Source organism: Bradyrhizobium sp. GW821-FHT12B03, assembly GCF_058807535.1.
The window spans coordinates 101,706-120,560 of record NZ_JBXAQU010000018.1; the positions used below are offsets into that span (position 1 = coordinate 101,706).

Below are 18,855 nucleotides of genomic sequence, written 5' to 3' on the forward strand. Positions count from 1 at the left end.
CGCAGCGCCGGTACTGTGGCTACGATTGCTATCACCGAAACGAGTTCGCGACGCGGATGATGGAGTGGTCGATGCCGGGCCTCGCCGCGACGCAGGCAAACAACATTGCGGTCGTCGCCCGCAGCACGGGCGCTGTCCTCGCAGTCCTCGGTGCGGTCTCGTGCTGGAGCTCCACGTTGCAGATGTGGACTTTCTCGCTGGCATTGACCAACGCATTTCGGGGCGCTCACGACCCGACTATGGTCGAAGGCGGTGACGGCTAGCAGAGCCCGTTTGGGCGGCAGCCACCGCGACCTGGAAGGCGCCCTGTCCAGCCCCGGAGCGTCGACCAGGGAGGGTGGGTTAGCGGCAGACGTGCCCGCCACGACAAAAGTGGTGGGTTGCGCTTCGCTAACCCACCCGGCGATTCCAGGGATCAATCCCCGCCCACAAGACTCGCGGGCGTTGCCGCGGCGCTCGCGTCTTGCGTCACCACGCGCGCATCGCTCTTGCCGGCGACCACGCTGCTGCCATCGAACCGCGCGCGGTACACAAGCACGTTCTCCATCACGCGCTGGACGTAGTTGCGCGTCTCCGACAGCGGGATGCGCTCGACCCAGTCGACCGGATCGATATTGGGATCCCTGGGGTCGCCGCGCGCCTGCACCCATTCGCGGACACGGCCACGGCCGGCGTTGTAGCCGGCGAAGGTCATGATCTGGTTGCCGCGATATTCCGACAGCAGCGCGCTGAGCTCGGCCGCGCCCATCTGCGTGTTGTAGACGGGATCGGAAACCATCCTGTCCCAGTCATAGGTCAGGCCGAAGCGCCTTGCGGTGTCGCGGCCCGCTTCCGGCGTGACCTGCATCAGGCCGACCGCATTGGCGGGCGACTTGTCACGCTGGTCGAAAGAGCTTTCGGTGCGGGCGACCGAATAGATCATGCTGGTCTCGATCGCCGGCGCCACCTGCTTGTGCTCGGGAATGCCGATGGTCGGGAAGGCGTAATGGTCGAGCGCAAGCCCGCGCGCCAGCGCCGACTTGCCCACCTCCAGCATCACGCGGGCATCGTTGCGCCGCCCGGCCAGCTCGCCGAGGCCTTCGAGGGCGGCGACGTCGGTGCTCTCCTTGGCGAAATCCTCGGCGTAGTACAACACCGTGTCGCGCTCGCCGATGCCGTAGAGCATGTCGGCGGCGCGCACGCGCTCGTCCGAGGCTGGCGTGTCGGCCGCCGCCAGCACGGGCGAGGGCGGACGCAGCTCGATGCGGTCGAGGCCGAGCTTTGCGCGGGCGAGCTGGCCGTAATAGGCGGTCGGATAGCGCGCCGCCGCCCGATAGCTCTGGCGCGCGTCGGCCGCCGCGCCCATCGCTTCGGCGGCACGGCCGCGCCAGTAATTGGCGCGCGACAGCGCAAGCGGATTGGCCGAGCCTTCGTCGATCGCGGCGAAGTGCATCATTGCCGTCCCGGGATCGTCGAGATAGCGCAGCGCGATCCAGCCGCACATGAAGTGATGGTCGACGCGATAGACCTCCATCGCCGGCACGGCCGCCGCGCGCACAACGTCGTAAGCCGTTTTGAACTTACCCTGGTCGAGCAGTTTGCGTGCCAGCAGACGGCGCTCGCGCCACCAGGCGTCGGTGTCCTGCGCCGCCATGGTGTCGGGCGCGGCCGCCAGGATCACCTCGGCCGCATCGTCGATGCGGTCTTTCTGGAGATGCCATTGCGCGCGGCACAGCACATAGCCGAGATCGCGGCGCGCCTCGGCGGAGACGTCATCGAGATAGTCCTTGGCCTTGTTGGCCTTGCCGGTGACGGCGGCGCAGGCCTTGACGATCGCGAGCGCATCCTCGCCGAGCCGTTTTGCCGCGCGCCTTGCGCCGGCATAGTCCTTGGCGCCGAGCCGCTTGTCCATGCGGGCGCGATGATCGTCGGCCGTCAGGAGGTCGCGGAACGCCTCGTAGGCGTCCTCCTCGCTACGCTCGGACAATTCGTCGGTCCGCCACGCGTCACGCACGAGACGGGCAGCCCTGTCGCTGTCGCCTTCGGTGATCAGCACGCGCGCGAGCGCGAACTTGCCCTTGGCGCTGGTCGGGCGGTCCATGGTGAATTTGTGCACGGTGGCCGCGTCGGTCTTCTCCTGCCACAGCCGCGCCTCGGCGCGCCGGCGCAGAAGCGCGCTGCTGGGCCAGTCCGGATTGGCGGCGAGGAAGCCGGCATAGCGCTTGAAATTCGCGGTGCTCTCGGAGTGGCGCAGCATGAACCAGTCGGCGAGCTTTTGCCCGGCGGGGTCAGCGATGCGGTCGCGCGCCGCGCTCGCATCCTCGGTCTTGCCCTTGCGCGCGAGATCGATCGCGTCCTTCAGCGCGGCGAGATCGCCGGTCAGCGGCGGGGCTGCCGGTTTGTCTGACGGCTCGTCGTCCTGCGTCTTCGACTTGCGCTTGGCCTCGGCATGCTTGCCGTGGCGTGATTTGGCCGCGGCATGGCGCTGCTTGCCGGCCTTTGCCTCATGCGTCTTCTTCGACGCGGACGGCTTGTGACTGCTCTTTGCTGCCAACTCAGTGGGGAGAAAGGCCAAAGCGGCCATGGCAACGACACACGCGAGCGAGCGTAGGCACTGGTTCATTCCGTGGTCCCCCTGCGAAACCAGTACAAACCAAAATCCGCGACAACATGCGGCTCGAGAATCAAAATGACATCGAAAACGATGCCACGGCATCGTTTCGCATTTGTCACGCTGTCGCAACAATGCGGCAAAATACGGATGGAGCGCGGGAACTCTTGCAACGGGGAATAGAACGGGTCTTTTAACCTTTTGTTAACGAATAAGGCTCGCGCGACGGTTGCGCACGGCTCGGAGCGTCGCGAAGGCCAGATTGCGCGTGTTCCCGGGCCGAAATCCGGTGTATTGAGTTCCCAATCGGTCCTTTCAGCCTTTGCCCCGCACCTATGCCGCTTTTCAACCAGTCGATCCGGCGCAAGATCGTCGGTATCGCGCTCGGACTGATCGTCCTGATGCTGGTCACCTCGATCCTGTCGATGGTGATGTCGAGCAAGGTCGGCGTCCTCCTGGACGAGCTGACCAACCGCTACATCCCGGCCTACGGGCACTTGGCGCGCGCCAATATCCGCTCGCTGGAGCGGTCGGTCGCGCTGCGGCGGATGATCATGATGAGGATGCAGGCGTCCTCGGACGAGGAGGCCTATGCGGCGCGCCTGCGCGAGTTCGAGGAGGCGGACCGCAGGATCGAGGAGGAGGCGGAGAGCGCGCGCACGCTCGTCAACGCGATCATCGACGATCCCAGGACGCCGTCCGACAACGCCGCGCTGGCGCGGATCGAGATCCGCATCGAAACCGCCGTCAGCGAGCTGCGCCGCGACATGAACGAGGACCACGCAAAGCTCCTCACGCAGGTCGATGCCAAGCAGATGCCGGAGGCGCGCGGCACGCTTGAGCATATCGACGCGATCCGCGACCAGTTCAACCAGAAGATCGATGCGATCCGCGCCGACATGCTCAAGCAGGTCTTCGTCTCGACGTCGCAGGTGATCGGTCACCAGCGGCAGGCGATCATCGTGTCGGGCATCGTGACCTTGCTTGCGGCGGTCGTCGGATTTGCCTTTGCGCTGCTGGTGTCCGGCGGCATCACGCGGCCGGTGCGGCTGTTACTGGCCGGCACCCGCGAGGTCGAGGCGGGTCGCTTCGACAAGACCATCGCCGTCTCGACCCAGGACGAGATCGGCGAGCTCGCGGCCGCCTTCAACCGCATGATCGAGCAGCTCCGGCACAATGAGCGCATCCGCGAGACCTTTGGCCGCTACATCGATCCCAAGGTGGTGCAGGGCCTGATCGACCGGCCGGAGGTCGCCATCGACGGCCAGCGCCGGGTGATGACCATCATGTTCTGCGACATGAGCGGCTTCACCTCGATGAGCGAGGGCATGACCCCGCGCGGCCTCGTCAAGGTGATGAACCACTATTTCACGGTGATGTCGGTCCCGATCAGGAGCAATCGCGGCGTCATCGACAAATATATCGGCGACGCCATCATGGCCTATTGGGGCCCGCCCTTCATCGAGGAGGACGAGCCGGCACTGCTGGCCGCCGGTGCCGCCATCGACATGGCCGACCAGGTGCCGGCGCTCCAGAAGCAATTGCCTGACCTGCTCGGCATCCGCGCCATGCCCGTGCCGTGCGACCTGCGCATCGGCATCGCCACCGGCGAGGTCCTCACCGGCAGCATCGGCTCCGAGCTGATGATGAGCTTCACCGTGATGGGCGATGCCGTGAACCTCGCCTCGCGGCTCGAGGCCGTCAACAAGATCTACGGCACCCGTATCCTGATCTCGCAAGCGACGGCGGATGCGATCGGTGACCGCCTCGCGCTGCGCGAGATCGATTGCCTCGCGGTCGCCGGCCAGAGCGCGCCGCAGGTGGTCTTCGAGGTGATGGCGAGGGCCGGCGCGCTCACCGCCGCGCAGGCCAGCTTGCGCACGCACTACGCCGAAGGCCTTGCCGCCTACCGCGCCCGCCGCTTCGACGAGGCCAGCGCCGCCTTCAACGCGGCGCTCGAAGCCGTCCCCGGCGATGGTCCCTCGCGCACGCTGCTCGCCCGGATCGCGCAGTTCGAGGCCAATCCGCCGGAGGAGGGGTGGGACGGCGCCTGGCGGCCGGAGCAGAAGTAAGCCGCCGCGCGGGAAATTTGATTCTACTCGATAACGATGTTCGCCGTGACCTATTTCCCGGGCCTAGGTTTGTCGTCCTTGAGGCGTTTGATGGGGACACGCCGATGACAGAACTTGAGGACAGGCTGGAACGGTTCGAGACGCTCACGGCCGAATGCGAGCTGATCGCCAAGCTCGCTACCGACAGCAGCAAGCGTGAATTCTATCTCAAGCTCGCCGAGCACTATTACCAGCTGGCGAGCGAGACTCGGGCCGCGGTTGCGACCCGGGCTGCGGCCTGAGGGCAACTGCAATCCGTTCTTAACATTTGGCACGCATCCTTCCAGGGAGTGAGCGTCGCGATTCGCGATGGCTCGCTTTGGGAATGCCGAGGCCTGCTGCGATGCAGCGCGTCTCGCGGATATTGCTTTGCCGGTGTTCTTACGGGGCAGTCCCATGCGTGTTGTTGCGGTTCTCATTCTCGCGCTCATGACTGCGGCCTGTAACCAGGAGCAGGACATCACGGGCTCGACCGCAGCCTGCCCGGTGCGGAACTACAGCTCCTACAATTCCCGCGACCTGAAGCAGTGCGTCGCCGCCTGCAAGGCGTGCGACCACGGCAACACGGTCACCTGCACCACGTCCTGCACGCTCAAGGGCGCTCACTGAGCGGCCGGCGGTTTGGCAGAAGCGGAGGGCTGGGATCGCCGGCCGCTTGGGCGGCGAGGAACTGGCGGTGTTGGGGCACCGGAACGATTTACCTGACACATCATTGGTAGGAGCAGGCAGGACGCGGAGTCCGATGGAATGGGTATGCTCGATCCCGGCCGGTTTCTGGTGTCATGCTCGCAGTGCGACGCATGGCCGATGGCGGCCAACGTCAAACGCTCGAGCTGGTCGGCGTCCCCGAGCGAGGTCCGCTTCGTGTGCCCGCGCTGTCGCCGCGAGGAGACCGCGATCGTCTCCGCCTCGGGCGAATTGACGCCGATCAGGCGCATCGACATCCCGCCGCGCGATGTCACTGTGGCCTGGGCCCAGGCGCAGCGCCCAAGAGGGCGGGCGTAGCAAGAGGGCGGGCGTAGCCGGCCGGCACGTTGCTCGATCCGGTTTCGGAACCCGGGCGTTTCGTCGGACGTTTCCGCCCCACCATCTCCAACGTCACGTAGCGGGGCCGGGCGAATGATCAGTGAGCATTTCGACACCCGTACACGGATCAACATGAAGCTGGCGCTGGATCGGATTTGCCGCAATCGGCCCGCAGGCGAGGACCATGGGTTCCGCAGGTCGGTCGCCGAGAACATCATCCGCTGCGCGCTCGCAGGCCGGACCGGCATCGGTCAGCTCGTCGATGCCGGCGAGCGGGCGGTGGTCACGACGCGCGCGGCGCGGAAGCCTTCCTGATTGTCTGCCTTGCGCTGGAGCTCATCGTTCCACCGGTCGATTGACTCTCCATATGCTCGCCCCTAGTTTGATCGGCGACGGTTCTCCTCACGGAGATCAAAAGGGAACGTGGTGCGAGATTGTCCCGACGCCGGGATTTTCCCAACGCCACGGCTGCCCCCGCAACTGTAAGCGGTGAATCTTTCGTCATATGCCACTGGGAATCTCGGTCCTGGGAAGGCGACGTAGAGGTAACGACCCGCGAGCCAGGAGACCTGCCGTCAGCCGTGGTCACACGCGAAGATGTCGGTCGGGGAGTACAGGCATTGGCTTCACCGGAGCAATCGATCGCTCCGCCTTGGAACCTCGTTCGCTGTGACGTGCCACTGACGTCATACCGAGGTTACAACCGTGTCCCGTACTGTCTTTGCCGCCAGGCGCTTTAACGCCGGCATCGTTGCTGCCGTTTCCCTCTGTTCGATCGATCTTCCCACCGCCTTCGCGCAGCAAGCCGCTGCCGAGCAGCTGCCGCCGGTCGAAGTGACCAGGTCCGACGATCAGAACCGCACGCGCGCCCGGGCGATCGGCGATGGCGACACGACGAGGCGGCGAGCCGCGAGCGGAGCGCCGCCAGCCAATGGAGCCGGCGCAACCGGCTCCGGCGGCAAGGTGGTCGCCAGCGACGGAGGCATTGTCGGGGCTGCCACAACCGTCATCACGGCCGCGGACATCGCACATGCGCCCTCGCAGACTCTTGCCGAGATCATCGCGACGCAAGTGCCGGGCGCCCAGATCACGACGCTCTATGGCGGCCAGGTCGGCGCGAAGACCAGCGTCGACCTGCGCGGCTTCGGTGCGTTTGCCACCGCCAATTCGCTGGTGCTGATCAACGGGCGGCGGCTGAATGACATCGACATCGCGCAGGTGGACCTGTCCACTATCCCGCTCAACTCCATTGAGCGTATCGAGATCACGCGCGGCAATGCCGGCGCGGTGCTCTATGGGGACAATGCGGTGGGCGGCGTAATCAACATCGTCACCAGGAACGGCGTCGGCGGGCCGCCCGTTGCCGCGCGCATCGAGGCCGGATTCGGGTCGTTCAACACCAGGCTTGGCAATGTCTCGACGTCGCTCAATTCCGGCCCGTGGTCGACCTCGTTTCACGGCAATGCCGTCAAGACAGACGGCTACCGCGACAACAATCGCTATGTCCAGGAGAACGGCGTCGGCAATCTGAACTATAACACGCCCGGCCTGACTGCCTTCTTCACCGTGACCGGCGACAATCAGGAGCTGCGGCTGCCGGGCGGCCGCGCCGTCGATCCGTCCATCGGCGTCGACGAGCTCGCGACCAGCCGACGGGGAACCAGCACACCCTTCAACTACGCCAACCAGCAGGGCCTTGGCGCGACAGCGGGCTTCACAAAAACCCTGGTCAACGGCGTCGATCTCATCGTGGACGGCGGCGCGCGCGACAAGAAGCAGCAGAGCGCGTTCTTCTCCAGTCCGGCGCCGGTTCCCGCGTTCTTCACGTCGACCTATGTCGATGCCGACCTGACGACATGGTCGATTACGCCGCGGCTCAGCGTGAAGGGCTCGCTGCAGGGGATGCCGTCGCAGCTGTTGACCGGCCTCGACTATTACGATGCGAGCTTTCAGCAGAACCGCGGCGCCGGCCAGGGGCTCGCTCCCTGGCACAATTACGATCTCAGGCAGCAGACGGTTGCGGGCTATTTTCAGCACACATTGGGTGTGGCGCCCATGACCGACATCTCCTACGGCGCGCGGGTGCAGACCATCAGTCTCTCGGCGCGCGACAATTTCGACCCGGCAGCTCCATTCAATGCCGACATCGGTGCGCTCCCGCTCCGGAGCGATGAAACTCAGTATGCGCTGCACCTCGGCGCCGAGCATCGCCTCAATGACATGGTCTCGCTGTTCGGTCGCGCTGCGCGTGCGTTCCGCACACCTGACGTCGACGAGCGGGTGTCATCAGGCCCTTCATTCGACCCCTTCTTCAATCCGGTCCCGCAGACCTTCCGGCTCAAGACCCAGACCTCGCAGGATGTCGAGGGCGGGCTGCGCATCAGAGGGGGCGGGCTGCAGCTGCAGAGCAGTGTCTACCTGATGGACCTCACCAACGAGATCCACTTCAGTCCGATCCTGTTCTACAACACCAATCTCGATCCGACCCGCCGTTACGGCTCGGAGACCGGTGTGTCCTATCGCGTCAACGACTCTCTGCTGCTGCGCTCCGGCATGGCCTATACACGGGCCGTGTTCCGCGAGGGCGTCTGGGCCGGCAACGACGTGCCGCTGGTGTCGCGCTACACCGCGAGTGTAGGCCTCACCTGGAACATCTGGCAGAACTATGTGGTGCTCGACGCCACCGCGCGCTTCTGGAGCGAGCGGCGCATGGACAACGACCAGGCGGCGACACAGAGGCCGATCCCTGCCAATGGCACGATCGACCTCAAGCTCAGCGGTCAATACGAGCGCTATTTCTGGTCGCTGAGCGTCAACAACCTGCTGAACGCGCTCTACTACGACTACGCGATCGCAAGCACGTTTACGGACGGCCGCTTCAGCGCCTATCCGCTGCCCGGCCGCACTTATCTGCTCAAGGCCGGCGCCAATTTCTGATCAAGGCTCTGACCGCGATGAGGGCTGTCACAGGCTCTCAAATGGACTAGAATTCGAAAAGAAGGAGATCACCCATGGCTCTCAGCATCCTGCCGTCTCACGCCGACCGCTTCCGGCTTCATCCGGTCGCGCCGCGCCTTGCGCCGATGTTCGGCTTTGCGCTGCTCACGGTGTCATGCGCACTGGCGAGCTTCGCGCTGGCCTGCGCGACGCCGTTTGCGGCCTTCGCCGTCGTTGCGGCGGCAATGCTGCCGCTGCGTCCTGCGCTGCTCGTCGTCACCGGCGCATGGCTGGTGAACCAGAGCATCGGCTTCGGCGCGCTGCACTATCCGATCGACGGCAGCACGATTGGCTGGGGGCTCGTCATCGGCGCCGCTGCGCTGGTCGCGACCGCCGTGTCGTCCGCAGTGCTCCGTGCGCTGCCGCAGGGCCGAACCCCGCTGATGCTGGCGATCACGTTCATCGCCGCCTACGCGGCCTACGAGCTCGTGCTGCTCGCCGCGACGCCGACCTTGGGCGGAGAGGGCGCCTTCACCGCTTCCATCGTGGCGCGGATCGGACTGACCAGCGCCGTCTGGCTCGCCGGCCTCGTCGCCGCCTGCGAGATCGTCCGCCTGCTTGCGCCGTTCGGGCGCAAGGGAGCGATGTCGGCCTGAGCGGTCCTCTCGCGTAGCCCGGATGGAGCGCAGCGCGATCCGGGAAGGTTTTTCAGCGAGGTGAGAACCCCGGATTACGCTGCGCTCCATCCGGGCTGCGAGATCTTGCCCGACGGGCAAAACACCCGCGAAGCTGTCAAGCCGCTGCCGCGAAAATATTCCACTTTACCGAAATTCGGAAATGGCGTATGTGTCGCCCATCCCGGCTCATCCTTGAGGGGCGATCATGTGGTCGTCTTGTTCGCGAGCCGGGCTTGCGGTGGACGCGGCAGCGTCGGCACGAAAGGTGCGGGCAGGGCGGGTAGTCCCTGTGAGCTCGCGGCCGCGTGCGGACGAGCGGCGCTGTCAGGTTCGTCTCGTCTGTAAGTTTCCGGCTTCGTCGACAGGGCCGGGAAAACTGCGGCGATAGGGCGGGCCGTGCGTACGGCAAAACCGTGTGGTCCTGGCCGTCGTTGCTACGGTCAAGCTTTCGCGGAGGTGTGTGCGAGCCCAACCGGGCGGACAGCATCGTCAATTCGCGGGGCGAGGGAGGCCAGAAGGAAAGTTCGGCTCCCGGGAGAGCACGGCATAAGCCGTCCGACCATCGCGCAGGGAAGGCCGAGTGATCGGCACCACCTGTATGCTGCTGTGCGGTTTTTCTGCGTGCGCTTTTCGCGCAGCGGACCGCGGGTGCGAGGTCAGCACCCGGCCTTCCCTGCGCCCTCTTGGTTATGAGGGTGGAGAGATCAAGCAAAGCTCGGGCGAAATGCGCCGCGAGGCTGCGAACGCATGTCTGTGATCGAGAATGGATGCGAAACGAATTGCACCTCGTGCCCCGGACGCAGCGCAGCGTCTCCCCGGCGATGCGAAGCATCGTCCGGCACGGCGGTGCGCTGCAGAGCCGGGGCACGAGGAGGAGTGGTCGACGAGTGGAGAGTCGTACCGACTCACTTGTGTGCGCGTGGCGGTTGAGGGAAAGTTTGGCGCAATATGCGCTCACAAAACCTGGAGTTGTGGATCGTCCGCTTGATGAGGGTATCTCAGTAAGCGAACCTCGTGTCTTCCCGGTAACGATTGTGCTGTCTTCGCAACAGTCTCAGCGGATTTAACCCTCATCACCGCCAGTTCGCATCACCGCCGCTTTTTAGCCACACCCGAACATGAATAAAATCTCTCTAATGTTTCAGGGGCAGCGGCGGTCCTCAAGGCGACGGAAAATCCCAAGGTCGATTCAAATCTTGGGTCTGATTTTTCGGGTCTGAAAGGGTTGGCCGGGGAAACTGGTTTGCGATGGACGCGAAGACCAACATCAAGCAGAGGCTGCCGAGCCGTCACGTGACGGAAGGCCCCTCGCGCGCGCCCCATCGCTCCTACTTCTACGCCATGGGTCTGACCACCGAGCAGATCCATCAGCCTTTCGTCGGCGTCGCCTCGTGCTGGAACGAGGCCGCTCCCTGCAACATCTCCCTGATGCGCCAGGCGCAGGCGGTGAAGAAGGGCGTGGCGTCCGCTGGCGGTACGCCCCGCGAATTCTGCACCATCACCGTCACCGACGGCATCGCCATGGGGCATGACGGCATGCGCTCCTCGCTGCCGTCGCGCGAATGCATCGCCGATTCCGTCGAACTGACCGTGCGCGGTCATGCCTATGACGCGCTCGTCGGCCTTGCCGGCTGCGACAAGTCGCTGCCGGGCATGATGATGGCGATGGTGCGCCTCAACGTGCCCTCGATCTTCATCTATGGCGGCTCGATCCTGCCCGGCAATTTCCGCGGGCAGCAGGTCACCGTGCAGGACATGTTCGAAGCCGTCGGCAAGCACTCGGTCGGCGCCATGTCGGACGAGGACCTCGACGAAATCGAGCGCGTGGCATGCCCCTCGGCGGGCGCTTGCGGCGCCCAGTTCACCGCCAACACCATGGCGACTGTCTCCGAGGCGATTGGCCTGGCGCTGCCTTACTCCGCCGGTGCCCCGGCACCGTATGAAATCCGCGACGCGTTCTGCATGACCGCGGGCGAGACGGTGATGGACCTGATCGCCCAGAACATCCGGCCGCGCGACATCGTCACCCGCAAGGCGCTGGAGAATGCCGCCGCCGTGGTTGCGGCTTCCGGTGGCTCGACCAATGCTGCATTGCACCTGCCGGCAATCGCACATGAGTGCGGCATCAAGTTCGACCTGTTCGACGTCGCCGAAATCTTCAAAAAGACACCTTATGTCGCGGATTTGAAGCCGGGTGGCCGTTATGTCGCCAAAGACATGTTTGAAGTAGGTGGCATCCCGCTTCTGATGAAGACGCTGCTCGACAACGGATTTCTCCACGGCGACTGCATTACGGTCACCGGTCGAACGATCGCCGAAAACCTCAAGAGCGTGAAGTGGAATCCGCACCAGGACGTGGTGCACCCGGCAGACAAGCCGATCACCGTCACCGGCGGTGTGGTGGGTCTGAAGGGCAATCTGGCGCCAGAAGGTGCGATCGTGAAAGTCGCGGGAATGTCCAACCTCAAGTTTACCGGTCCGGCCAGGTGCTTCGACCGGGAGGAGGATGCTTTCGAGGCCGTTCAGAAGCGCACCTATCGGGAAGGCGAAGTCATCGTGATCCGCTACGAGGGCCCCAAGGGCGGCCCCGGCATGCGGGAGATGCTCCAGACCACCGCGGCGCTGACCGGCCAGGGCATGGGCGGCAAGATTGCGCTCATCACCGACGGCCGCTTCTCCGGCGCCACCCGCGGCTTCTGCATCGGCCATGTCGGGCCGGAAGCGGCCATCGGCGGCCCGATCGGGCTGCTCGAGGACGGCGACATCATCGAGATCGACGCGGACGTCGGTACCCTTAACGTAAAATTGAGCGACCAGGAGCTTGCCCAGCGCAAGACCAAATGGACCGCTCGCGCGACTAACCACACGACGGGCGCGCTCTGGAAATATGCTCAGCAGGTTGGACCCGCGGTCGGGGGGGCAGTGACCCATCCGGGCGGCGCGCACGAGAAACAGTGCTATGCGGACATCTAGGCGTGCCATTGTTGCGTTTGTGTTGGGGGTCGGTGCGCTGGCCGCGCCCGCGCTCGCCTTCGACGGCGCGCCGGTCAACCAGAAGGACGCGACCATCCCCGTCGTGACGACCCTGCCGGGAGCCGCGGGTGCGGTGCGCAGCAAGGTGCCGCCGGCCACCCAGGAAACCTCGCTCAGCGCCCTGCAATATGCCGCCGAGGGCGGCCATCCGATCGCGCAGTGGAAGCTCGGCCGCATGTACGCCAATGGCGACGGCGTGGCCCAGGACGATTTGCGCGCTTTCGAATATTTCAGCCGGATCGCCAACGCGCATGCCGAGGACAGCCCGTCGGCGCCGCAGGCGCAGATCGTGGCCAATGCCTTCGTTGCGCTCGGCCGCTATTATCTCAGCGGCATCCCGAACTCGAAGATCAAGCCGGACCAGGACCGGGCGCGGGAGATGTTCTCCTATGCGGCCTCCTATTTCGGCAACGCGGACGCCCAGTACGACCTCGCCCGGCTGTACCTGAAGACGCCGGACGCCTCGCGCGAGGATTTCCGCTATGGCGCGCGCTGGCTCGGCCTTGCCGCGCAGAAGGGCCAGCACGAGGCCCAGGCGCTGCTCGGCCAGATGCTGTTCAACGGTGACCGCCTGCCGCGGCAGGCCGCGCGCGGCCTGATGTGGCTGACGCTGGCTCGCGACAGCGCAGGTAGCGAAGAGACCTGGATCAAGGAAAGCTACAACCGCGCCTTGTCCAAGGCCTCCGACGACGACCGTGCCATGTGCCTGCAAATGCTGGAGCAGTGGGTGCAGGGCCGCCGCGAGTGAGCCCCAAGAGGCGGCGTTAGGCTGCCTCCAGATCCAGAAAGAGGCGGCGTTACGCCGCCTCGAGATCCAGATCCGCCCATACCGGCACGTGGTCCGACGGCTTCTCCCAGGCCCGCACATAGCTGTCGATGCCGACATTGGCGAGCCGGTCGCTGGCCTGCGGCGACAGCAGGAGATGGTCGATCCGCAGGCCATGGTTCTTCTGCCAGGCGCCGGCCTGGTAATCCCAGAAGGTGTAGAGCCCGGGCTCGTCGGTGACCGCCCGCAGCGCGTCGGTCAGGCCGAGGCCGAGCAGGGACTGGAAGCTCTCCCGCGTCTCCGCCTTGAACAGCGCGTCCTCGGTCCAGGCCGCGGGATTGTGGACGTCGCGGGCGTGCGGGATGACGTTGAAGTCGCCTGCCAGGATCAGCGGTTCCTCGGTCTTGAGGCGCTCCTTTGAATATTCAAGAAGCCGCGACATCCATTTGAGCTTGTAGGGATATTTCTCGGTCCCGACCGGATTGCCATTGGGCAGATAGAGGCAGGCGATGCGCAGCACCCCGCGCTTGAGCGTCACCACGCCCTCGAGGAAGCGGGCATGCGCGTCCTCGTCGTCGCCCGCGAGCCCCGACTTGGTCTCGTCGAACCGGAGCTTCGAGAGCAGGGCGACGCCGTTGAACGTCTTCTGCCCATGCGTGACGACGTTGTAGCCGAGCGCCTCGATCTCCAGCCGCGGGAAGGCCTCGTCGACGCATTTGATCTCCTGGAGGCAGACGATGTCCGGCTGGCACTCCCTCAGCCAGGTCAGGAGCAGATCGATCCGCTGCCGGACCGAGTTCACGTTCCAGGTGGCTACTCTGATGGGCATATCGACGGCTCCGGGCAGGGGCGTCAGTTAGAACAAAATGCAAACGCTCCCGTCAAGGACGCCGCAAAATCTCCCACAAAATTAACCCGGCTTAAGCGGGCCGCAGGCCATTGATACGGAAAAGGTTCTACGGATGGGATGGCGGGTCAAAGCTTCACAACGGACTGAGCCGCGCGACGGACTGGTCGGCGCGTTCCTGTATTGGCTCGGCGGCTTCGAGATCGAGGACGGCCTGACCGCCGATCTCAGCGAGCGTGAGCTGCGCCGGATCCGCGCCAAGCAGATCGACGCGGTGACGCGGCTGATCCCGGTGACGATGGCTGTCACCATGCTCAACGTCGCCATCGTGCTGATCCTGTTCTGGGGCAGGGGCTGGAACGACTTCCTCGCGGTCTGGGGCCTGACGCTCGCAGCCGTCGCCCTGGTTGCGTTTCGGTCGTGGCGGCGGTCGCACCGGAATCCGCCGCAGGAGGCATCGCCCCGCGCCGCGCGGCACATGCTGCGGCAGGCATTCTTCCTCGCCGCGATCTGGGGCACGCTGCCACTGGCGCTGTTCAGACATGTCGAGCCGACCAGCCAGCTGATCCTGGCCTGTTTGATGGTCGGCATGATGTCCGGCGGCGCCTTCACGCTCTCGACCTTCCCGCGGGCCGGCCTCGTTTATCTCGCCACCATGACGGTCGGCTGCGCCGGCGCGCTGCTGTTGTGCGGCGCCGGGCCGTATCTGGTGACCTCCCTGTTCCTGCTGCTGTTCGCGTTCTTCATGGCGCGCAACATCGTCTCGCAAGGCAACCTGTTCCTCGGCAATCTCAAGGCCCAGCTCGAGCTCGAGCGCCAGACCGAGATCATCTCGCTGCTGCTGAAGGATTTTCAGGAGAACGCCAGCGACTGGCTGTGGCAGACCGACGCCGAGGGACGTCTGGTCAATGTGCCCGAGCGCTTCGCCGATGTCGCGCAACTGCCGCTGCCGCTTCTGAAGGGATCGCAATTCGCCGACGTGCTCGACATGCTCTGTCCCGAGGACAAGAGCGCGGCCTACAACGTCGTCGGCCTGATGGAACATGCCGAGCCGCTGCACGAGATGAACCTCAAGGTCGTCGCCGGCGGCGAGGCGCGGCTGTGGTCGCTGACCGCGAAGCCGGCCTATGATCGCGACGGCCAGTTCCTCGGCTATCGCGGCTTCGGCCGCGACGTGACCGAGCGCTGGCGCGCGGAAAAGGCCGAGGCCGAGAGCCGCGCCAAGTCCGACTTCCTCGCCGTGATGAGCCACGAGATCCGCACGCCCATGAACGGCGTGCTCGGGCTCGCCAGCATGCTGCTCGAAACCAGGCTCGATCCGGAGCAGCGCGAGGCCGTCACCACGATCCGCGAGTCCGGCGATAACCTCCAGCGCATTCTCAACGACATCCTCGATCTATCCAAGCTCGAGGCCGGCCGCTTCGCGTTCGAGGCGATCGACTTTGCGCCGCGGACGCTGGTCGAGACGATCGCGACCGTCGTGCGCGCGAGCGCCAAGAGCAAGGGGCTCGCGATCAAGGTCGAGCTCGATCCGAACCTGCCGCCGACGCTGCGTGGCGACGTCGCGCGCATCCGCCAGGTACTGCTCAACCTCGCGTCCAACGCGGTGAAATTCACCGATGAGGGCGAGGTCACGATCTCGGCCACCTGCCAGGCGCGGCGCGACCTGCTGGCGACCGTCGAATGGACCGTCAAGGACAGCGGCATCGGCATCGCCCCCGAAAAACTCGGCCAGCTCTTCAGCGATTTCGCGCAGGCCGACGCCTCGATCAGCCGCCGCTTCGGCGGCACCGGACTTGGCCTTGCGATCTCCCGGCGCATCATCGAGCAGATGGGCGGTACGATCGGCGTCACTTCGACGCCGGGCGAGGGCTCGACCTTCCACTTCACACTGGTGCTGCCCTGGAGCCAGGCGCAGGCCTCCGATCAAGCGGCGGGTCGTGACGAAGCCGATGAGCTCAAGGCCCGCATCGCCGAGCTCGACCGCCCACTAAAGGTGCTGGTCGCCGAGGACGATGCCGTCAACCGCATGGTCGTGACCAAGATGTTGGGAGCCTTCGACGTCGAGCTGCGGGTCGTCACCGACGGCGTCCAGGCCGTCGCGGCGGCCTCCGAGGGGGACTGCGACGTCGTGCTGATGGACGTGCGGATGCCCGACATGGACGGCCTCGCCGCGACCCGCGCGATCCGCGCACAGGGCGGCCGCTTCGAAGCGTTGCCGATCGTCGCGCTCACCGCCAATGCCTTTCCGGACGACGTCAGGATCTGCCGCGAGGCCGGCATGTCGGACTTCCTGGCCAAGCCGCTGCGCAAGCCCGCGCTGGTCGCGGCGTTGCTGCGTGCACTGGACGGACACGTGATAACGGACGACGCGCCGCTCCAGCCGGAGCTGACGCCTGATGAGGTGGAGTGGACGGACGAGGAAAGGCAGATGACGGGCGCATAAGCGCTAACCCTGTGCCTGAATATGCGTTTCGCACCGGTTGGTTGGACGCTGCCAATTCGGATGCGCCATGTTAGCTTGCGCCGCCATGCGCCTCATTGCCCTGCTTCTCATCTTGTTCACGGTCTCCGCCCGCGCCAGCGACGGGCCGCTGATGAGCGCGCACATGATGTTGCCTGTCGTGATCTCCGGCAACAAAGTGTCGCTGGAAAGCTTCGTCATTCGTCCTGATCGCCCCGGCAAATTTCCTCTCGTCGTGATCACTCATGGCCAGCCAGGCATCTTTGGCGATGAATTCTTCAATGAAATCCTCAACCGCTCTCCGGTCGGCTACAGCAAGGCGGCCGTCGCCTTTGCCCAGCGAGGATATGCAGTGGTCTCGATCATGCGTCGTGGCTATGGCCGATCGGGGGGAGGGTTCTCCGAGTATTTGCAGCAGGCCTGCGACTATCTTCCCGCCGTGCGCGTTTCCGGCGACGATGTCATTGCGGCGGTCGCTTCACTGCGTAATGAGCCCTGGGTCGACGCTGAGCATGTTGTCTTGCTCGGTCATTCCGTCGGGGGGCTCTCGGTGATGGCAGTTGCCGCGCAGAACATGCCGGGCGTAGTTGGCGCCGTGAATTTTGATGGCGGTTGGCACAGCTTCTCAGCACCCAACCAACCTTGCTCGCCCGATAACTTAGTCGATACAGTAGCCGCATTGGGGCGCACGGCCCGTGTCCCGGTGCTTTGGCTCTATGCTGAGAACGATCAATCCTATGGTCCTGACTTGGCGCGGCGCATGTTCGCCGCCTACAGCGCTGGCGGTGCGCCTGCGCAGTTGCACATGCTGCCTCCATTCGGATCAAACGGCCACGATACCGTCGCGCTCGCGTCGGCTGATACTTGGTTTCCGTTCGTTGAACCCTTCCTCGAAAAGCTAGGTCTTCCGACCAGGACTGTCATAGCGGCGCCGTTCTTCGCTGAGCTGCCAATCCCGCCGGGAGCTATCGCTCCTTGTCAGAAGGCGTTCGCGGACTACCTCTCTAATCCCGATGACGCCAAGGCCTTCGCGATGAGCACCCGCGGCGGCTGCGGGACTGGATTTGGCCGCACAGGGCTCGAGGCGCGCGAGCCTGCTTTAATGAAATGCAAGATCAATACGCGCGGCGGCGATTGCAGGCTTTACGCGGTCGGACAGAAGCTTGCGGAGGATTGACCCGCAGTCCACTTGATCCTTTGCAGGATCTGGAATCTTTGATTCCTGCAAAATGACAACTCTGGCCCATTGTGACGAAGTGAGCGGTACGCACTTGGTCGCTGTTGGAGCAGAGCGAACGCGGACCAGTACTCTATCCAGGTGAGCAACGGCCGGCAGTGTAAACGCGGCGCCGTCACAGTTTTCCATAGACTCGGCCGGCGACCGCCTTCAGGCGCTCGACCGAGCCGGACTCCGGGTGCGGTTTGACCGGCGCGAACAGGATCGAAGCCTGCCTGCCGTTCTTCCAGACAAAGATGTTGACGGCATTGCCGTTGCCCTTGGTGCAGGAATGCTCGCCGAACGCTTCACTGCCGAGCTCGGGGATCGCCACGTGCTTGCACGGGCCCATGCGCTTCATCATGCTCATGACCGTGTCGCGCGAGATCGCGATCACCGCGACTGTCATGGTGTTGGCCTCGCGATCGAACATCATGCAGCTGCCCGCGCCGGTCCGCTGGACCGTCAGCGTGCTCTTTTCGAGGAAGCCGTCGGCATCCGCGGCCGTGAGCCATTCGCAAGTGCCGAAGCGCTCGCTAGTCTTGTTCACATTGCCAATGGCAACGCGTGCGGCTTGGGTGATCGGTCCGAGCAGCGCGTCGTCGGCACGCCGGCCGATCGGATAGACGCCGATCTGTAGAATGTAATCGCCGGACAAGGCGACGACCGAGGCCTCCTGGCGCTGCGCGTCGGCGGCGGTCGTGCCGCCCTGGCCTTCATCGCCGATCCCGGACACCGGGCCAAGCGGCATGCGCTCGCCGAGCGTCTTGACGAAGGTTGCGTACAATTCCCTGGCGCGGTCCCTGTCGGGATTGCGGAACACGGTCAGCATCATCGTGTCGCCGCGCCCGCCCTGATAGATGCAGCCGCGGCCGTCCTGATTTGAAATCAGCGACCATTTGAGCGCCGGCATCGCGCCGGCGAGTTCCTTTGCGCTGATGAACGGGCAGGTTTCGGCAGCGTTCGCGGGAAGCACCGGGAGAACTACGATTGCAAGGAAAAGAACGAAGTAACAGAACAAACGATCAATCATGCGCATCGGATAATTTACTACCGCTATCGGCGCCGCCGACGAGATACTAACTTGCGCGGGAGAATCGGACTGGGGCAGGGCCGCTTCGGCGTTGGGCTGTATCGAACCCGTCGTGTGTATGTCAGGTCGAGTTCCCCGACCTTGGGGACCTCGCG

The 18,855-nt window shown here is 64.9% G+C and carries 14 protein-coding genes and 1 riboswitch; of the genes, 11 read left to right on the forward strand and 3 right to left on the reverse strand.

From position 1 onward, the window contains the following. Positions 1-415: 415 nt before the first annotated feature. A complete protein-coding gene (locus AC1RUR_RS28715; RefSeq protein ID WP_492850282.1) occupies positions 416-2,602 on the reverse strand; it encodes a lytic transglycosylase domain-containing protein in 2,187 nt (728 codons plus the stop codon). Between the two features lie 323 nt (positions 2,603-2,925). Here AC1RUR_RS28715 and AC1RUR_RS28720 point away from each other — a divergent pair, with 323 nt between their 5' ends. The 9 genes from AC1RUR_RS28720 to AC1RUR_RS28760 all read left to right on the forward strand — a co-directional run bounded on the left by AC1RUR_RS28720 (position 2,926) and on the right by AC1RUR_RS28760 (position 13,122). Further along, a complete protein-coding gene (locus AC1RUR_RS28720) occupies positions 2,926-4,662 on the forward strand; it encodes an adenylate/guanylate cyclase domain-containing protein (protein ID WP_492850284.1) in 1,737 nt (578 codons plus the stop codon). 104 nt (positions 4,663-4,766) lie between these two features. Beyond that, on the forward strand, positions 4,767-4,943 hold the full coding sequence (locus tag AC1RUR_RS28725; protein WP_492850286.1) for a hypothetical protein: 177 nt from the start codon (positions 4,767-4,769) through the stop codon (positions 4,941-4,943). Positions 4,944-5,097: 154 nt separating this feature from the next. After that, positions 5,098-5,310, forward strand: a complete 213-nt coding sequence (locus AC1RUR_RS28730) for a hypothetical protein (protein ID WP_492850288.1) — start codon at positions 5,098-5,100, stop codon at positions 5,308-5,310. 138 nt (positions 5,311-5,448) lie between these two features. Next, entirely contained in the window at positions 5,449-5,706 is a 258-nt protein-coding gene (locus AC1RUR_RS28735) for a hypothetical protein (protein ID WP_492850290.1), read from the forward strand. Between the two features lie 153 nt (positions 5,707-5,859). Then, on the forward strand, positions 5,860-6,042 hold the full coding sequence (locus AC1RUR_RS28740; protein ID WP_492850292.1) for a hypothetical protein: 183 nt from the start codon (positions 5,860-5,862) through the stop codon (positions 6,040-6,042). A 61-nt stretch (positions 6,043-6,103) separates the two neighbouring features. Then, positions 6,104-6,318, forward strand: a riboswitch (cobalamin riboswitch). Positions 6,319-6,432: 114 nt separating this feature from the next. After that, a complete protein-coding gene (locus AC1RUR_RS28745; protein ID WP_492850294.1) occupies positions 6,433-8,664 on the forward strand; it encodes a TonB-dependent receptor in 2,232 nt (743 codons plus the stop codon). 74 nt (positions 8,665-8,738) lie between these two features. Further along, entirely contained in the window at positions 8,739-9,320 is a 582-nt protein-coding gene (locus tag AC1RUR_RS28750) for a hypothetical protein (RefSeq protein WP_492850296.1), read from the forward strand. Positions 9,321-10,589: 1,269 nt separating this feature from the next. Then, positions 10,590-12,314 carry a dihydroxy-acid dehydratase gene (gene ilvD, locus AC1RUR_RS28755; RefSeq protein WP_492850298.1) on the forward strand — a complete coding sequence of 575 codons (1,725 nt, stop codon included), beginning with the start codon at positions 10,590-10,592 and terminating at the stop codon, positions 12,312-12,314. Next, positions 12,301-13,122 carry a tetratricopeptide repeat protein gene (locus tag AC1RUR_RS28760; RefSeq protein ID WP_492850300.1) on the forward strand — a complete coding sequence of 274 codons (822 nt, stop codon included), beginning with the start codon at positions 12,301-12,303 and terminating at the stop codon, positions 13,120-13,122. Before ilvD ends, AC1RUR_RS28760 begins: the two co-directional genes overlap by 14 nt. A gap of 49 nt (positions 13,123-13,171) precedes the next feature. Here AC1RUR_RS28760 and xth read toward each other — a convergent pair whose 3' ends face one another. Beyond that, positions 13,172-13,969: an exodeoxyribonuclease III gene (xth, locus tag AC1RUR_RS28765; protein WP_492850302.1), complete on the reverse strand. Its 798-nt coding sequence runs from the start codon at positions 13,967-13,969 to the stop codon at positions 13,172-13,174. Positions 13,970-14,102: 133 nt separating this feature from the next. On the opposite strand from xth, the gene AC1RUR_RS28770 reads away from it, so the two are divergent. Continuing rightward, complete coding sequence (locus AC1RUR_RS28770) at positions 14,103-16,433, forward strand: ATP-binding protein (RefSeq protein ID WP_492850304.1); 2,331 nt, start codon at positions 14,103-14,105, stop codon at positions 16,431-16,433. A 67-nt stretch (positions 16,434-16,500) separates the two neighbouring features. After that, positions 16,501-17,628 carry a dienelactone hydrolase family protein gene (locus tag AC1RUR_RS28775; protein WP_492850306.1) on the forward strand — a complete coding sequence of 376 codons (1,128 nt, stop codon included), beginning with the start codon at positions 16,501-16,503 and terminating at the stop codon, positions 17,626-17,628. Between the two features lie 175 nt (positions 17,629-17,803). Here AC1RUR_RS28775 and AC1RUR_RS28780 read toward each other — a convergent pair whose 3' ends face one another. After that, the gene (locus tag AC1RUR_RS28780) at positions 17,804-18,706 is read right to left on the reverse strand and encodes a hypothetical protein (RefSeq protein ID WP_492850308.1); all 903 of its coding nucleotides are present in this window, start codon (positions 18,704-18,706) and stop codon (positions 17,804-17,806) included. Positions 18,707-18,855 lie beyond the last annotated feature (149 nt).

What these genes read in the sequence shown, in the direction of transcription:
- AC1RUR_RS28715 (WP_492850282.1), bottom strand. Translation starts at nt 2,602, where the DNA reads ATGAACCAGTGCCTACGCTCGCTCGCGTGTGTCGTTGCCATGGCCGCT.
- AC1RUR_RS28720 (WP_492850284.1), top strand. Translation starts at nt 2,926, where the DNA reads ATGCCGCTTTTCAACCAGTCGATCCGGCGCAAGATCGTCGGTATCGCG.
- AC1RUR_RS28725 (WP_492850286.1), top strand. Translation starts at nt 4,767, where the DNA reads ATGACAGAACTTGAGGACAGGCTGGAACGGTTCGAGACGCTCACGGCC.
- AC1RUR_RS28730 (WP_492850288.1), top strand. Translation starts at nt 5,098, where the DNA reads ATGCGTGTTGTTGCGGTTCTCATTCTCGCGCTCATGACTGCGGCCTGT.
- AC1RUR_RS28735 (WP_492850290.1), top strand. Translation starts at nt 5,449, where the DNA reads ATGGGTATGCTCGATCCCGGCCGGTTTCTGGTGTCATGCTCGCAGTGC.
- AC1RUR_RS28740 (WP_492850292.1), top strand. Translation starts at nt 5,860, where the DNA reads ATGAAGCTGGCGCTGGATCGGATTTGCCGCAATCGGCCCGCAGGCGAG.
- AC1RUR_RS28750 (WP_492850296.1), top strand. Translation starts at nt 8,739, where the DNA reads ATGGCTCTCAGCATCCTGCCGTCTCACGCCGACCGCTTCCGGCTTCAT.
- ilvD (WP_492850298.1), top strand. Translation starts at nt 10,590, where the DNA reads ATGGACGCGAAGACCAACATCAAGCAGAGGCTGCCGAGCCGTCACGTG.
- AC1RUR_RS28760 (WP_492850300.1), top strand. Translation starts at nt 12,301, where the DNA reads ATGCGGACATCTAGGCGTGCCATTGTTGCGTTTGTGTTGGGGGTCGGT.
- xth (WP_492850302.1), bottom strand. Translation starts at nt 13,969, where the DNA reads ATGCCCATCAGAGTAGCCACCTGGAACGTGAACTCGGTCCGGCAGCGG.
- AC1RUR_RS28770 (WP_492850304.1), top strand. Translation starts at nt 14,103, where the DNA reads ATGGGATGGCGGGTCAAAGCTTCACAACGGACTGAGCCGCGCGACGGA.
- AC1RUR_RS28775 (WP_492850306.1), top strand. Translation starts at nt 16,501, where the DNA reads ATGTTAGCTTGCGCCGCCATGCGCCTCATTGCCCTGCTTCTCATCTTG.
- AC1RUR_RS28780 (WP_492850308.1), bottom strand. Translation starts at nt 18,706, where the DNA reads ATGCGCATGATTGATCGTTTGTTCTGTTACTTCGTTCTTTTCCTTGCA.